A 14773-nucleotide genomic window follows, 5' to 3' on the forward strand; every position below is an offset into this window, starting at 1 on the left:
GGCGCCACGGACGGGCCGTCGAACGTCGTGCCGGCCACGCCTGCCGCCGTGGAACGCTGTCGGCACCCTCGGTGAACAGGCCGGTCCTCACGGTCCGTGGCCAGGGGTGGGATGCGAACACCTGCGGGAGGTTTCTGCGACAGTGCGGGCGCGGTCAGACACCCTCAGCGGTCGTTACGCGCCGGGAAGGATTCCCAGCGGTCCCGGTTCGGCCCGGCGTGGAGCGAGAACGGGATCCGTCGACCGCGCCGGCAGACGACCTGAGGCTTCATGGCCGGCCGGGCTCCACCACTACTGAGCGGGCCGTCGTGCGGACGGGTGCGAGCACGGCAGCGGCCATGCGGCTACCTGTCGAGGCCTTCGACCGGCTGGCGCAAGATGGTCCTCAGCTTCTCGGGGGCGGTCTTTCGGGGGTCGCTGAGGTAGATCTCGTGATGCAGGCCCGATGGACGCAGGCCGTTGGCGTCGAGGTAGGAGTGGTGGAGTTCGTGCAGCACGGGTGCCTCGTCGTCGTAGGAGCCGATGTGCAGCACCTGGGCGCTGGGGCCTTCGTGGAGGGTGAGGTGCCGGAGCTGGGAGATCGTGGGGATCTTCTTCTTGGCCAGCGCGGTCTGCTTGGCGTCCTCGATCATCCCCTTGGTGATCCAGGAGGGCATGCTGATGAGCATGGTCCAGTTCCAGGCGTCCTTGGCTCCGCTGGTGAAGGCTTCGGGCCGGTCAGCCCACCACAGCCCTTCCAGCGGAGCGACGACGAAGTCACCGCCCGCTGTGCGCTTGCCGGCGAACTTGAGGGTGTAGGCGACCGTGTAGAGGGCCTCGACCGCGTGGGCGTAGGCGGGAGCCGTGTTGGGGTTCCCCGCACCGTCGACGGCGATGAACTGCTGCTCAGGAACGTCCACGAGGGCCCACTCCGTGTTCTTGGGCGCGTAGAACTCCTTCCGCTCTCGCTTCACGTCGTACGGCGCCATGGGTGCCTCACTTCCGGGGAGATGCGCATCGCCAGGCGATGCCCGCGTACGGCCTTGGGGCGGTTGAGAGGGGCTGACGGAACGTCAGTGGTGGTCGGCACCATGGAGATGTGACACTGCTCCGAATCTTGCCGCCCCGCCCCATCCTGCATTCACGGGTATAACAAGCCAACACTTCGCCGAGCTCGTCTTCGAGCTACGGGCGGCCCTTCCTGCGGCACGACGGCACCCGGCTGCACGTGTCCCTCCGCATGGCGGTTCGTCGGCTGTTGTCAGGCGCAACGTGTGCGGGCCGTGGGTCCCCGCCCTTCGGGCGTCTCGACGAAAGCCTCCACGTACACGCAGCCGGCGGCCGTGGACAGTTGCTGACCGTAGCTGTCCACGCTCTGCCCGGCGAAGGAACTGGTCACGACGATGTGATCCAGGGGGCGGCGCACGCTGATATGCACGCGGCGCTGGGCGTTGTGCGGCCCCTTGACCAGCCCCCAACTGGTGCGGCAGCGCGGTTGGTGGCGCAGCAGGAGCCGGCCGAAGTCCATGCCGTTGGACAGTCGCAAGGGGACTTCGTCGAACGTTATGACCTGTGCCACGACGTTGGGTGAGCCGCAGCCGGTCTCGATGGGGTCGGTGGCGTCCGCGGGAGAGCCGGGGGTGGACCGTGCCTCCGGCAGTGTGCGCCACTCGTTACGGATCGCGCCCTCGTGCCGGGCTGACGAAGACCGCTCCGCCGCCGCGTCTGGATGGCCCAACGCAAGACTGGTAGCCACGGCGGCGAGAAGCGCGGCGACCACCTCGATCGACGTGAGACTGATCCGGCGTCGCCGGGTGGATGCGGAGCCGGGGGAAGGCTGCCCGACCGAATCGGAGAAGGCGGTTACCGCGACGGCTGCGCCCAACCAGTCACCGGACACCGGAAAGGAAGCGTCCGTTGACGGCGTCGTTGGCGGGCGGGGCGAGCCGGCCGGAACGCCGTCGCTCTGGGCTGCTTCCCACAACGAGCGCCACAGCAGGGGCTCTTGCCCCAGCGCCCGGACGAAGGACGCCGTCACCTCCCAAGTCGGTGCCCTGCGCCCGCTCTCCGCCGCGGACAGGGTGGCCGGGGAGTAGCCCGTGCGCTGAGCCAGCGCCCGCAAAGTGACTCCCGCGCCGTCCCGCAACTCTCGCAACCGGCATGCGAGGTCTGCCCGAGGACCGTCTGAAAACACGGCCGCTCTCCTCTTTCCGGCCACGGCTCTCCTCGCATCCCGCCCAGTGGTGTTCAGCATTGTTCACCTGCCCACCTCCTGGCTGGAGAGTGGATCACGCCACTGTCGCTACCGCGGTTGAGAGCGAACGGCTTTGCACGAAAGACGACGGTGCCCTCTGCACGAGAGAAGACAGTAAAGAGAGGTGAGCACAAACGCCATGGTGTTCAGTGCTGTTCACCGGTCGCTTTTGTCCGTCGAAGGGCGAGATACCTCAGGCTATACACGTGCCGGCGGCCCGACTTCGCGGACCACTGCCGCCCATCAGCTTCCTGGAGGCAGAGTGAAACGTCCTTCACCACGCACCGTTCTCTCAACCAACCGCAGAGGACACGCCGCAGAACGGGCGGCAGCGCCTGGCGCGTTCGCGCGCCTGGTCGCACGCCTCGTCCTGGCCGTGGTGCTGACGGCCGCGGTCGTCGGGATCGTCTCGCCCGCCCAGGCCGCCACCTATCAGGTGACCGGAGCGGACAGCCAGGGCCTGGCCGTCCAGAGCGAACCGCATGTCAACCATGTGCTGCGCTACGTCCCCAACGGCACATCGCTGAACGTGGTGTGCCAGGTCAACAACGGGGACCAGGTGGACGGCAAGGTGTACAACGGCAAGCCGTTCACCACCTGGGACCAACTGGGCGACGGCACATGGGTCTACGACTGGTACATGAACACCCCGACGGTCGGCGCCGACGGCTACAGCCCGGGCATCCCGCACTGCGGCGCGGGCAGCCTGCCCCCGCTTGCGGCCGGCTGCGTGGACTGGCCGTCAACCAAGTACCTGCAGACTCCGCTCACCTCCGCGGCCAACAACCGCGCCGGTTACGCCTGGCAGAACGGCAGTTACTACGGCGAGGGCTACCACGTCAACTGCAGCACCGCAACCAAGATGAACCAGTACTGCGCGATCGACCTCGGCATGAACCAGGGCGACCCCGCGCTGTCGCCGGGAGGCGCCGGCACGGTCCTGTATGCCGGCTGGGCACCGAGCGGCTGGGAGACCTGCGGTCAGTACGTGATCGTCGACCACGGCGGCGGCTGGTGGAGCGTGGTGTGCCACCTCAGCGCCATCTACGTGAGCAAGGGACAGAACATCACCAACGACACGGTGATCGGCGCCGTGGGCGGCACCGGCGGCTTCGCACCGCACCTGCACTTCTCCCTGGTGCACAACGCGTCCCTGACAGCGGCCGGCGGCGTCTACGGCGGGCAGAGCGCCCGCCCCCGTCACCTGCTGCACCTCGGCGGCGGGCAGGGCTACTACGACACAATCACCAAGGGCCAGCAGGTGTGGTACTGACCCGCAGGCTGCTGCGGCGAGCGTGACGGCGTGCGGTGGTCGGTCCAGCCCGGTCACCGCGCGGCCGTGTACCACCGTTCGGCCCGCGCATGAAAGAAAGGGGCCCGCTCCTGGTGGGTGTGCCCATATCACGGCGCTGAACGAGGCGGCTTCGGACGACCCGAGCGGCTGAGTGGCTGCGCCGTGCCGACACCGACGAGGGCACCAGGCCCGCAACGACGTCGGGTGAGTCGGCCGAGTTGCGCGAGGCCCGCAGACGGATCCGGCTGCTGGAACAGGAGAACGAGGTGCTCCGGCGGGCGGCGGGCTATCTGTCGCAGGCGAACCTGCCGGCACTCCGAACTCGACAGGTAGCTCTGTACTCCCGGAGGGGTGTAGGCCCATGTGGTTGCCAGGGGTGGCGAGGTAGGCACAGACCACGTCGGAAGGGCGTTCGATGGTGATCGCCAGTTCGTTCCTCAAGATGTTCGCCGGCACCAGTATCTGCGCTGTGGAAGTGGAGGTTTGGGCACGGCCGGCGGGGCTTGCGGGACCCCCGTCAGGCGAGCGTCGTCGGCGCCTGGTCCAGCAGCACCGTCTTGCTTTCCAAGTACGGGCGCAGCCCCTCGACGCCGCCTTCGCGGCCGATGCCGGACTGCTTGAAGCCGCCGAAAGCGATCGTCGCGTCGGTGCGGACACCGTTGTGGCCGACCGTTCCGGACCGCAACTGCCGCGCGACGGTGTAGGCGCGGTCGGAGTCCTCAGATGCCTCCGGCGGAGTACGCCGCCCGCTGGCGCGTGCACGTCGTGGCCCACCGGTTGCTCACCGGCGATCACCGCATCGCGGAGATCGCCTCGGACCTGGGATACAGCTCTCCGTCCGCTCTCAGCGCGGCCTTCACTCGGTACATGGGCCGCTCACCGGCCCAGTACCGCGGAAGGTACCGGTGAAACCGTCCGGCGCCGGCCCAGGTCGGCATGTGGCACAAGAGCCCGAAGACCGCGGTGAGCCCGCACGCCATTTCTCCCCGCACCACCGCGCCGACGGCGGCTGAAACAAAGGTGGATCGGTCCTGGCTGCCGTGGCTGGCGCGGGAGTTGAACTTCTGCAGAGGCTGCGCAGGTAACGGCAGAACTGAAGGAACCTCGTCCGGTTCTTCCTCGGCTTGATGCGGCCGTAGAGCCAGTCCCGGGCCAGGTCGTAGGCGGCGAACAGGTGCCGGACCCCGTGAGGCCGGGTGCAGGTCGCCCGACGGCCGCCCGAGCGCCAGGACCGCGCGCGCTACGTCGACGGCCTGCGTGCCGTGACCGCGCCGGGCGGGCAGTGCTGCCTGCTCTCCTTCCGCGACGAACCGCCGAACCGCTCCGGGCGCGTGCACCGGGTGACCCCTGACGAGATCCGTGCCGCGTTCGCCGACGGCTGGCTGATCCACGCCATCGACCCGGTGACGGTCGACAGCTCCCTGCCCGCCCTGGCCGGCGGGATCCGCGGCTGGCGCACCTGCCTGACCCGCCTGTGACGCAGTGCCCCGTACCTGAGAAAGGAGCGGTCATGCCGACCGCCGAAGCCCACCTCGCGACCGACCGCGCGAGCCGCTACCTCGTCCAACTCTGCCGCCATCTGGTCCAGATGACCCGCATGAGCCACCGGCCGCTCGGCGGTCACGGCGGGGGCCGGATGATGCCCGCGGTCCAGCATGTCGACTACACCGACACCCACGGCACCGTCCGCTTCACCGACGGCCAGTGGACCTTGGACGCCACCGCGGATACGCTCACGCTGCGCGTCGACGCCGACGACGAGGAGGCCCTGCGGCGCCTCCAGGACGGAATCGCCGCACGGATCGAGAAGATCGGCCGACGTGACGGACTGCAGGCGCACTGGCAGCGAGTCGGGACCGAAACCCTGCCGCAGGCCGAGCGCGACACGGAAGGCGGAACCCCCAGCGCGGGCGGGATCCGCGGCCCGCGGGGAACCACCTTGGGCCTGATGGCAGGCGGGGCACTGATCGTCGCGGTACACCTCGGGATCGGCGGCGCGACGCTGGCCGGCGCGCAGTGGACCGGCTGGGCCGCCAACGCCGTCCTGGCCCTCATCCTGCTGAAGCTGTTGCTCGTGGGCGGCCACCTGTTCTTCGGGCGTGCCGCGCTGCGACGCGGCATCGTGTCCCGGCACCGGAGGAAGCATCGCGAGCGGGCCGGTGCCGACGCCACGGGCTGAGCTGATTCCATGACAGGCCGCATCCGCAGGCTGACCGCGCGGCCCCGCGGGCAGCGCGCGGTCGGCTCAGCGGATGTTGGGCAGCCAGGTGGCCGGCACGGTCTCGGAGATGAAGCGGGAAGCGTCCGCTCCCTCCGGGCGCGCCCATCGATCGCCAGTCGATGAGCCCGCCCGGACAGCGCACGTCGACCGTCAGGCCCGGTAGGCCACGTTCGCCATCATCCCGGCCTCGCCGTGGTACGCGTTGTGGCAGTGCAGCATCCACTGGCCGGGGTTGTCGGCGTCGAAGAAGACGGAGATCTTCCGCTTGGGCAGCACGATCGCGGTGTCCTTGCGCGGCCCGGACGTGCCGATCTGGTAGGTGTGGCCGTGCAGGTGCATCGGGTGCCACATGTCGGTGTCGTTGACGAAGTCGAGCCTCACGCGCTGGCCCTCCTCGATGAGGATGGGGTTCGCCTCGGGATCGGCCATGTCGAACGGCTTGCCGTTGATGGCCCAGTCGTACTTGGCCATGCCGCCGGTGAGGTCGACCTGGTGTGTGACGTCGGTCTTGGCGGACGTGAACCGTACGTCGTCGGCGGCACGGAGTTGGGAGGCCGTCATGATCTTTCCGTCGAGTTCCTTCGGGCGGACGGTCGCGGACGGCTTGCTCCCCGAGCCGGTGCGCACCAGGGCCAGGCCGCCTGCGTCCTTGCCCTCGGCCAGGGCGACCAGCGGGAAGACACCGTCGCCGAGGGTGACGAGGACGTCGTAGCGTTCGCCCATGCCGATCAGCAGCGCGTCCACCTCCTGGTGCCGGACCGGGAAGCCGTCGGTGTGGGTGATGGTCAGCTTGTGGCCACCGAGGGCGACCCGGTAGGCGGTGTCGCCGCCGGCGTTGATGATCCGCAGCCGCACCTTCTTGCCCGGCTTGCCGGTGCAGACGGCCGGGTCGGTCGCCACCCGGCCGTTGATCAGGTGGTGTGGGTACTTCACATCACCGGCGTCGCCGCCGAGCAGCTTGCTGGTGGCGCCCATGTGCATGAACTTCATGGACATGCCTCCGGACGAGGCCGAGGGCGAGGCGGCCTCACTCATGTCCATCCCGCCCATGTGTCCCATGTCGCCGTGGTCCATACCACCGTGGTCCATGCCGCCGGACGGGGAGCTGCTGCTGAAGGCCGCGTGCCCGCCCGTGTGCCCCATGTCGCCCATGCCGTGCCGGATCTCGGCGAAGACCTCGTCGGGCGTGCCGGTGACGCCGTCGACCCAGTCGTCGAGGACGATCACCCACTCGTCGTCGTAGGCGAGGGTCTCCTTGGGGTCCTCGACGATCAGAGGGGCGTACAGGCCACGGTCGAGCTGGACGCCGACGTGCGGGTGGAAGAAGTAGGTGCCCGGGGCGTCTGCGATGAACTTGTAGGTGAAGCTGGAACCGGACCGGACCGCAGTCTGGATCGCCGGGGGCACGCCGTCCATATCGTTGCGCAGCGCAAGGCCGTGCCAGTGGATCGAGGTGGTGGTCCTGTTCGGGAGCTGGTTCGAGAGCTCGGCGACGAGGGTGTCGCCGACGGAGAGCCGGACCTCCTTGCCCGGGGCGCGTCCGTCGAAGGCCCAGGTCTTGGGCATGACGCCGCCGCCCAGGTCGATCACGGCGGGCGCCGCGGTCAGGGTGAGCTTCTGCTGCCGCCCCGTGCTCTTGCGCTTCTTCTCGGCGGCGGCGACCGCCGAGCCGGACGGGTCGACGAGGGCGTTACCACTCGTGGAGCCGCTGCTGCACGCGGCCAGCGCGCCGGCGCCGGCCGCTCCCAGCCCGGCGAGCAGGACGGAGCGGCGGTTGATGCTGTTCATTGTGTTGTTGTCCTCTGTGTCGTAACTGCCACGTGGTCGCGGAGGGACGACGCATCGCACGTCGTCCGGCGCGGCCTACAGACGCAGTTGGGAGAGGACCGACAGATCGGGCGGGGCGCGGCCGACCGCGGTGGCGGGCATGCGCCCATCCGCTGCTCGCTGCAGGGACGCCAGCGAGCCGGACACGCTCTGGCCGGGGACGGCGAGCTGCACGGAGTCGACACTCGCCGTCGTGCAGTGCTGCATGCCGGGCCCGGAACAGGCACCGGCGGCGTCGCGCGGTGGGATGTCAGAGATGGACGGTGCGGCACCGTTCGGCATCACGGGTACGGCATGCGCGGACCCCGGCATCACATGCCCAGCACGGGCAGCACTCGGCATGGAGGACGAGGAGCCCATCGTGGCCGTCTCGTGATGGACGAGCACGGCCAGCACGACGCACAGGGTGAGAAACACCCCGTACGCCCAGCGGACGGCTGCGCCGCCGCGATGAGCTGTCCGTCCCGTCATGCGCTCCACCCGTGCCGTGCCGACCGATCACCGGATTCCACATGCTACCCCCCGGGGGTAATTGACGGCTCAGTGGGCCGATGCTCCCTGCTTGGCCGGCAGCCTCCGCGCGAGCGCGCAGGCCGAGGACCTCAACCACAAGCCGTGATACCGATTCGGTCGGCCTCCCTTGTTCGTTTCTGTGCGCCGTTCCTCTACGCTCATCGAGGAGGTCATCAACTACCGCATGACATCTGCCCGGTGACGGAGTCGGCGTGGGGCGCGCGTCCCCGCTCCACGTCACCACTGGACGGCTTCAGGCGCAGCCCCGGGTCGGCACATCCGGACGCCGACGACCCCGTGTGGCGCGCGTCCCGCCGGGCGGCGAAAGGGATGCGTCGTGCCTTCGGCTTCGGCGAACTACCGTACTTTGCTGCGCGCTTCGGGTGCCGCGGCCTTCTTCCTCCCCTCCGTCGTCGGGCGTCTGGGCATTGCCATGACGGGGATCGGCATCGTCTGGCTGGTGCACGCACGCACCGGGTCGTATGCCGCCGCGGGTCTCGTCACCGGCGGATTCGCTGTCGCGGACGCCGTTGCCGGGCCCCAGATCGGGCGCCTTGTCGACCGGTTCGGGCAGGCTCGGGTGCTTCCCTGCGCGCTGGGCGCCCATGCCGGGGCCGTGGCACTGCTGCTCGCCGGCGCCGTTCCGGAACTCGTCGCCGGAGTGCTCGTCGGGGCGACGCTGCCCCAGCTCGGTGCCCTGTCCGCCGCTCGCTGGTCCGCCCTGCTGTCCGGCGAACGGGCTGTCGCGCTGCCTACCGCCTTCGCCCTGGAGGCCCTGGCCAACGGCGTGTCCTACCTGGCCGGCCCGGCCCTGGTGAGCATCCTCGGTGCGGCGGGCCACCCGCGCTCCGGGGTGCTGCTCGCCGCGGCGCTCGTCGTCGGTGGCGGACTTGCCCTCGCCGTCCAGCGCCGCACCATGCCGCCCCTTACCGGCCGCTCCGATCGCCAGCACGCCGGACGCGCCCTGCTCCGCTCCGTATTCCTGCGGCAGGTCGCGCTCGGCCTCGCGCTTGGGGTGTTCTTCGGCGCGATGCAGGTGTCCGTCACCGCGTACGCCGTCGGACGCGGCACTCCGGACGCGGCAGCGCTGCTCTATTTCGCCTTCAACTGCACCAATCTGGTGGGTGGTTGGGCCTATGGAGCATGGCGGCCTGGCGGCCCACCCCGGCGCCGCCAGGCCGCGGCCGCCGCCTGCCTCGCCCTCGCGAGCCTCCCGCTGACTCTCCTCGATGCGCCCCTCGCGGTTGGTGTCACCCTTGCCGTGGCCGGACTCGTCGTGCCGGTCCTGCTGATCCTCTCCTCCGTCCTCATAGAGTCGGCGGTCCCGCGCACTGTCCTCACTCAGGCGTTCACCTGGGGAAACTCCGCAAATGCGGCAGGAACAGCGGTCGCCGCGGCGGTCGCAGGGCGGGCGGTGGACGCGGTCGGTGCGCACGGCGGTTTCGGTGTGGCGGCGGGAGCCGCGGTGGCCATGACAGTCCTGGCGCTCGGCGGTCTGCGGGGCTCATCACCGGGCGTGCCGAAGTCGTCTGCACCCACGGAAACCACGGAGCCGAACCCGCCAGCCACACAGCAGGATTCGTCCACGAACCGTACGGCACCCTGGACTCCATGACCGCAGCGCGGTCAGGTACTGCTTGCTGCGCATGACGAAGGTCGCGATGCCCACCTTGTTCGGCTCCGCCAGCGCCGCGCGCAGCAGTTCGCAGACCCTCGTAGCGCTTCGCTCAGATACTCACTGCCGTATGGCAAAGCGCCTCAAGTGCCTGGTCAGGAAGTGACCTCCCCTCCGACGGGTGCAGTCGAGGCAGCGGATCACCGAGGCCGTCACGTCACAGGCTTGCACCCGCCGCCGGCAGAAGTGAGACCACGACTCGTACGCCACCCGGCTGAAGAGCCCGTCCACCGCACCGAGATCCACCACTCGACCAGCCTCCGCCCGCTCCAGCCTGGCAGGTACAGGCCGAGCAAGCGGAACGGCCGGTAAGCCTGTGGGCGCGCCGCTCCTCGTTCGCCTGTACGGCCGCCACAGGTGACCTTCGCTGCCGCAAGGTCGATACTGCCGGTAGGAACGCTCCGGCTTCCCCGTATCCGACCGCCCGAATTACCTGATGATCCATCAGTAAAGTATTAGGTCAGCATCAGTACCGCCAGGCACCGTCTTCGACCGTCACGGACCGTCAAGATCAACAACAGCCGTCATGTGCCCCGACCAGCAAAGGCGCAGGTCGGAGCCGCACTCGCTAAGATCACTGGGAGGTATCGATGAAAATGCTCATCAATGTCGCCGAGACCGTCGTGGCGGACGCGCTGCGTGGTATGGCGGCGGCCCACCCCGAGCTGACGGTCGACGTGGAGAACCGGGTGGTCATGCGGCGGGACGCGCCTGTGGCGGGTAAGGTCGCGCTGGTCTCCGGCGGCGGGTCCGGGCACGAGCCGCTGCACGGCGGGTTCGTCGGGCCCGGGATGCTCTCGGCGGCCTGTCCGGGGGAGGTGTTCACCTCGCCGGTGCCGGACCAGATGCTGCGGGCCGCGGCGGCCGTGGACAGCGGAGCGGGCGTCCTGTTCATCGTGAAGAACTACACCGGCGACGTGCTCAACTTCGACATGGCCGCCGAACTCGCCGAGGACGAGGGCATCCAGATCGCGAAGGTGCTGGTCAACGATGACGTGGCGGTGACCGACAGCCTGTACACGGCCGGGCGGCGCGGTACCGGCGCGACCCTGTTCGTGGAGAAGATCGCGGGCGCCGCGGCCGACGAGGGGCAGCCGCTCGAGCGGGTGGAGTCGATCGGCCGGCGGGTCAACGAGAACTCCCGCAGCTTCGGCGTCGCGCTGAGCGCCTGCACCACCCCCGCCAAGGGCAGCCCCACCTTCGACCTGCCCGCCGGTGAGCTGGAGCTCGGCATCGGCATCCACGGCGAGCCGGGCCGGGAGCGGCGGCCGATGATGACCTCGCACGAGATCGCCGACTTCGCGGTGCACGCGATCCTGGAGGACATGAGCCCGCGCAACCCCGTGCTGCTGCTGGTCAACGGCATGGGCGCGACCCCGCTGCTGGAGCTGTACGGCTTCAACGCGGAGGTGCACCGGGTGCTCGCCGAGCGAGGCGTGCCCGTCGCCCGCACGCTGGTGGGCAACTACGTCACCTCCCTGGACATGGCGGGCGCCTCGGTCACCCTGTGCCAGATCGACGAGGAACTGCTGCGGCTGTGGGACGCGCCGGTGAGCACACCGGGCCTGCGCTGGGGCAGGTGAGCCGGCGAGCGCATCGACCGTACCTACCACGCAAGGGAGATCCAGTGCTCGACGCCGACTTCTTCCGCCGCTGGATGACGGCGACCGCCGTGTCCGTGGCCCGCGAGGCGGAATGGCTCACCGCCCTCGACTCGCCCATCGGGGACGCCGACCACGGCAGCAATCTGCAGCGCGGGTTCACGGCCGTACGGGCCGCGCTGGAGAAGGAGGACCCGCAGACGCCCGGCGCGGTCCTGGTACTCGCCGGGCGGCAGCTGATCTCGACGGTCGGCGGCGCGTCGGGGCCGCTTTACGGGACGCTGCTGCGGCGCACCGGTAAGGCGCTCGGGGACGCCGCCGAGGTGAGCGAGAAGCAGCTCGCCGATGCGCTGCGAGCCGGCGTGGACGGGGTCATGACACTGGGCGGGGCCGCACCGGGCGACAAGACCATGATCGACGCGCTGGTCCCGGCGGTGGACGCGCTCGGTGACGGCTTCTCGGCGGCCCGCGCCGCCGCCGATGCGGGCGCCGAGGCGACCACGCCGCTACTGGCCCGCAAGGGCCGGGCGAGCTATCTGGGCGAGCGCAGCATCGGGCACCAGGACCCGGGGGCCACCTCGTCCGCCCTGCTGATCGCCGCACTGGCCGAATCCGCCGCGTCGGAGGCGTGACATGAGCGGCGAGAAGGCGGTCGGGATCGTACTGGTGTCGCACAGCGCCGAGGTGGCGTCCTCGGTTCTCGAGCTGGCGAAGGGACTGGCGGGCGGCGCGGCGGGCGTGCCCGTGGCCGCCGCCGGGGGCCGGGAGGACGGCGGCCTTGGCACCAGTGCCGAACTGGTCGCCGCGGCCGCCGCGGCCGTGGACCGGGGTGCCGGGGTGGCCCTGCTCACCGACCTCGGCAGCGCGGTGCTCACGGTGAAGGCGCTGCTCGCCGAGGGTGACGAACTGCCCGAGAACACACGGCTGCTGGACGCCCCGTTCGTCGAGGGCGCGGTCGCCGCGGTGGTCACGGCGGCGGCGGGAGCCGACCTGGACGCCGTGGAGGCGGCGGCCTCGGAGGCGTACGGCTACCGGAAGGTGTGAGGGCCGGTCGGGGCGGTGCGAACGCGACTCCTCTGACGTCACCGTCCCGCCGTCCCGCCGTGCCGCCGTGCCGCCGTGCCGCCGTGCCGCCGACGGTGGGCGACGCGGGTCGCCCGCCTGAGACGTCGCCGTCCCGCCGTTCACCACAGGCGGGCGGCGCAGGTCACTCGTCCGCGGGGACGCCCTCCCCGCCGTCCGCCACAGGCGGCCGACGACGCGGGGCGTCCGCCGGCGGCGTCGCCGTGCCGCTGTTCACCAGTCGGCGTGCCAGCCGTTCGCCGGTGGCGACGGCGGCCGCGTGGTCCTCGATGGCGCCGATCCGGGAGTGCTGGAAGACGATGTAGGTCACGCCGGAGCGGACACCGCCGCCGTGGGGGTCGGCGGGGATGCCGAGGCGCCGGGCGGTGGCGTAGGAGGCCTCGCCGATCACCTCGCGCGGCCCGATGTCGCCGACGACCGCGTACTGCACGCGGTCCTGGTAGACGACGGCCGCGACCGATCCCCCGCCCACGCCGTGGGCGCGGTGGTCCCAGATGCGGCTGGGGGCGGGCAGGACCACGTACGGCAGCCGTGCGGCGTCCAGGCGGTGGCCGTTGGACTGCTCGTAGGCGGCGGTCGGGGAGAACTGCGGGTCGGTGCGGCGGTTGCAGCGCGCGGTGGGCCGTCCGTCGCAGTCGATGTCCATGTCGGCCTTCCAGAAGACGGCGCCGGGCAGTTCGCACACCGGGACAGTGGCGGGCTGCCCGGCGCCGAGGCGGTAGCGGCCGCGGGAGACCGGCGTGCAGTCACGCACCCTGGCCAGCAGGTCGGCGGCCTGGACACCGTCGTCGCCGTGCGCCGCGGGCTCCCCGCGGGTGCGGTACGCGTACGGCACGGTGGGCGTCGGCAGAGTCGTGAGGGCGAGCAGGGCGGTACTCGCCGCGACGAGCGTCAGCGGCTGGGCACGCACAGTGAGGACCCCTCTCCTCGGGACATGACGGGCATTCACCCCACAGGGGGTGAATCGCGGAGCAATCGGTCGCGCGGCCCACGTTAGGGGAACGGGCGGCGCATGGCCCGCACCGCCCATCAGGCGGCCGGGGACCCGGGTCCCTACCGGCCCGGCCCCCGGACCGCCCGTGACGACGCGGGAGGCAGCGACGACAGCTGCCCGCGCCATGGCGTGAACTCATCCCTGAAGAAGGGGAGTTCAGCCCGGAAGGAGCCTCAGCATACGTAACGCCCCGGGACTCCCACCAACCCCGGCCCCCTTGATGCGTTCCAGTCGACACGCCATATTGGTCCGGACCAATGTCCCGCACGGTGTGCGGGGCCGCCCACGCCGCCACTCCTGGGAGGCAGACCCGTGCGACGCGTTCCCGCCCCCGCTTCCCGCCGTCTCCGCGTGCCCGGGCGTGTCGTGGCGCTGTGCGGTGCGCTGCTGCTGCTCGCCTCCTGCGGCCGGAGCGCCGCGGACGACGGGGAGGGCGGCCGGCTGCCCGGTGCGCCGACCGGCGTCACCGCCGCCGCGGGGAGCGCGACCAGCGTGCACGTGATGTGGAACGCGCTGCCCGCGCCCTCGGACATCGCCGGGTACGAGGTGTACCGCGACGCCACCGAGGTGACGGCCGTACCGGCCCGTGAGCGCATGGTGGACGTCACCCGGCTCAGCCCGTCGACCACGTACGTCTTCACCGTCCGGGCGCGTGGCACCGACGGCCGGCTCGGTCCGCGCAGCCGGCCGGTGCGGGCGAGGACACCGGCCGCTGTCGCGGCCGACCACTCGGCTCCCAGCCGCCCGCTCGACGTGCGCGGCCGGGCGGTGGGCAGCCGGGCCGTCCAGCTGTCCTGGTCCCCCTCGACGGACGACCGGGGCGTGGTGTCGTACGGCGTCCACCAGGGCGGTACGAAGATCCACAGTGTCGGCGGCAGCCAGACCGCCACCGTGGTCACCGGCCTGCGTCCGGGCACGTCCTACGTGTTCACCGTGCGGGCCCGTGACGCGGCCGACAACCTGTCCCCCGCCAGTGCCGCCGTCCGGCTCACCACCGCGCCGGGCTCCGACGACGGGCGGGCCACCGCGCCGTCGTCCTTCCGCGCCGCGACCCACCGGGCGGACGGGGCGTACTACCTCGACCTGAGCTGGGTCCCACCGCACACCGACGGTACGGTGACGCAGTACCAGATCCAGTTGGACGGACAGCCGGCCACCTCCCTCGTCTGGGGCGGCACGGCGCCCCGCGAGAAGGCCTCGTACAGCTTCTACCTGGGGCGCGAGGCCGGGGTCGGCCACCGGGTGCGGATCCGGGCGATGCTCCCGGACGGCACCTGGGGCGGCTTCTCACCCGAACGGTCGGTGACGACCGGGAAGCCATGAACTCCCGGC

15 protein-coding genes and 3 pseudogenes are annotated in these 14773 nt (G+C 70.9%); 10 read left to right on the plus strand and 8 right to left on the minus strand.

Annotation, left to right across the window (positions count from 1 at the left end):
* Positions 1-344: 344 nt before the first annotated feature.
* Together ACIOWN_RS06900 and ACIOWN_RS06905 are read right to left on the minus strand one after the other, a co-directional pair.
* A complete protein-coding gene (locus tag ACIOWN_RS06900; RefSeq protein ID WP_362349583.1) occupies positions 345-968 on the minus strand; it encodes a GyrI-like domain-containing protein in 624 nt (207 codons plus the stop codon).
* 272 nt (positions 969-1240) lie between these two features.
* On the minus strand, positions 1241-2233 hold the full coding sequence (locus ACIOWN_RS06905; protein WP_401980871.1) for a helix-turn-helix domain-containing protein: 993 nt from the start codon (positions 2231-2233) through the stop codon (positions 1241-1243).
* Between the two features lie 376 nt (positions 2234-2609).
* Here ACIOWN_RS06905 and ACIOWN_RS06910 point away from each other — a divergent pair, with 376 nt between their 5' ends.
* Together ACIOWN_RS06910 and ACIOWN_RS06915 are read left to right on the plus strand one after the other, a co-directional pair.
* A complete protein-coding gene (locus ACIOWN_RS06910; protein ID WP_401980874.1) occupies positions 2610-3506 on the plus strand; it encodes a murein hydrolase activator EnvC family protein in 897 nt (298 codons plus the stop codon).
* 191 nt (positions 3507-3697) lie between these two features.
* Positions 3698-3826: pseudogene (locus ACIOWN_RS06915) on the plus strand (IS3 family transposase); the annotation flags it as partial.
* Positions 3827-4044: 218 nt separating this feature from the next.
* On the opposite strand, the gene ACIOWN_RS06920 reads toward ACIOWN_RS06915, so the two are convergent.
* Complete coding sequence (locus ACIOWN_RS06920) at positions 4045-4212, minus strand: aldehyde dehydrogenase family protein (RefSeq protein ID WP_401980877.1); 168 nt, start codon at positions 4210-4212, stop codon at positions 4045-4047.
* A gap of 38 nt (positions 4213-4250) precedes the next feature.
* Between ACIOWN_RS06920 and ACIOWN_RS06925 the strand changes: the two genes are divergently transcribed.
* Positions 4251-4436 carry a helix-turn-helix domain-containing protein gene (locus ACIOWN_RS06925; RefSeq protein ID WP_401980880.1) on the plus strand — a complete coding sequence of 62 codons (186 nt, stop codon included), beginning with the start codon at positions 4251-4253 and terminating at the stop codon, positions 4434-4436.
* 160 nt (positions 4437-4596) lie between these two features.
* On the opposite strand, the pseudogene ACIOWN_RS06930 reads toward ACIOWN_RS06925, so the two are convergent.
* Positions 4597-4740 (minus strand): annotated as a pseudogene (locus tag ACIOWN_RS06930) (IS630 family transposase); the annotation flags it as partial.
* On the opposite strand from ACIOWN_RS06930, the gene ACIOWN_RS06935 reads away from it, so the two are divergent.
* A complete protein-coding gene (locus ACIOWN_RS06935; protein ID WP_401980882.1) occupies positions 4724-5005 on the plus strand; it encodes a hypothetical protein in 282 nt (93 codons plus the stop codon). The pseudogene ACIOWN_RS06930 and the gene ACIOWN_RS06935 overlap by 17 nt on opposite strands.
* 32 nt (positions 5006-5037) lie before the next feature.
* On the plus strand, positions 5038-5706 hold the full coding sequence (locus tag ACIOWN_RS06940) for a DUF2218 domain-containing protein (RefSeq protein WP_401980885.1): 669 nt from the start codon (positions 5038-5040) through the stop codon (positions 5704-5706).
* Positions 5707-5898: 192 nt separating this feature from the next.
* Here ACIOWN_RS06940 and ACIOWN_RS06945 read toward each other — a convergent pair whose 3' ends face one another.
* Together ACIOWN_RS06945 and ACIOWN_RS06950 are read right to left on the minus strand one after the other, a co-directional pair.
* On the minus strand, positions 5899-7536 hold the full coding sequence (locus tag ACIOWN_RS06945) for a multicopper oxidase family protein (RefSeq protein ID WP_401980888.1): 1638 nt from the start codon (positions 7534-7536) through the stop codon (positions 5899-5901).
* A gap of 75 nt (positions 7537-7611) precedes the next feature.
* On the minus strand, positions 7612-8046 hold the full coding sequence (locus tag ACIOWN_RS06950; protein WP_362349586.1) for a hypothetical protein: 435 nt from the start codon (positions 8044-8046) through the stop codon (positions 7612-7614).
* Between the two features lie 379 nt (positions 8047-8425).
* Between ACIOWN_RS06950 and ACIOWN_RS06955 the strand changes: the two genes are divergently transcribed.
* On the plus strand, positions 8426-9703 hold the full coding sequence (locus ACIOWN_RS06955) for an MFS transporter (RefSeq protein WP_362349588.1): 1278 nt from the start codon (positions 8426-8428) through the stop codon (positions 9701-9703).
* A gap of 12 nt (positions 9704-9715) precedes the next feature.
* Here ACIOWN_RS06955 and ACIOWN_RS06960 read toward each other — a convergent pair.
* Positions 9716-9805 (minus strand): annotated as a pseudogene (locus ACIOWN_RS06960) (hypothetical protein); the annotation flags it as partial.
* A gap of 548 nt (positions 9806-10353) precedes the next feature.
* Between ACIOWN_RS06960 and dhaK the strand changes: the two are divergent.
* From dhaK to ACIOWN_RS06975, 3 genes are read left to right on the plus strand one after another with little or no spacing between them, the layout of a single operon-like run.
* Positions 10354-11346: a dihydroxyacetone kinase subunit DhaK gene (gene dhaK / locus ACIOWN_RS06965; protein WP_362349589.1), complete on the plus strand. Its 993-nt coding sequence runs from the start codon at positions 10354-10356 to the stop codon at positions 11344-11346.
* Positions 11347-11390: 44 nt separating this feature from the next.
* Positions 11391-11996, plus strand: a complete 606-nt coding sequence (gene dhaL, locus ACIOWN_RS06970) for a dihydroxyacetone kinase subunit DhaL (protein WP_362349591.1) — start codon at positions 11391-11393, stop codon at positions 11994-11996.
* Between the two features lies 1 nt (position 11997).
* The gene (locus ACIOWN_RS06975; RefSeq protein WP_100567584.1) at positions 11998-12408 is read left to right on the plus strand and encodes a PTS-dependent dihydroxyacetone kinase phosphotransferase subunit DhaM; all 411 of its coding nucleotides are present in this window, start codon (positions 11998-12000) and stop codon (positions 12406-12408) included.
* A gap of 163 nt (positions 12409-12571) precedes the next feature.
* Here ACIOWN_RS06975 and ACIOWN_RS06980 read toward each other — a convergent pair whose 3' ends face one another.
* Positions 12572-13357 carry a glycoside hydrolase family 75 protein gene (locus ACIOWN_RS06980; protein ID WP_362349593.1) on the minus strand — a complete coding sequence of 262 codons (786 nt, stop codon included), beginning with the start codon at positions 13355-13357 and terminating at the stop codon, positions 12572-12574.
* Positions 13358-13753: 396 nt separating this feature from the next.
* Between ACIOWN_RS06980 and ACIOWN_RS06985 the strand changes: the two genes are divergently transcribed.
* Positions 13754-14764 (plus strand): fibronectin type III domain-containing protein, encoded by a 1011-nt coding sequence (locus ACIOWN_RS06985; RefSeq protein WP_401980894.1) that lies wholly within the window; start codon positions 13754-13756, stop codon positions 14762-14764.
* The last annotated feature ends 9 nt before the right edge of the window (positions 14765-14773 follow it).

Origin of the sequence: Streptomyces sp. NPDC087787, from assembly GCF_044743035.1 — a bacterium.
Classification (GTDB): Bacteria; Actinomycetota; Actinomycetes; order Streptomycetales; family Streptomycetaceae; genus Streptomyces.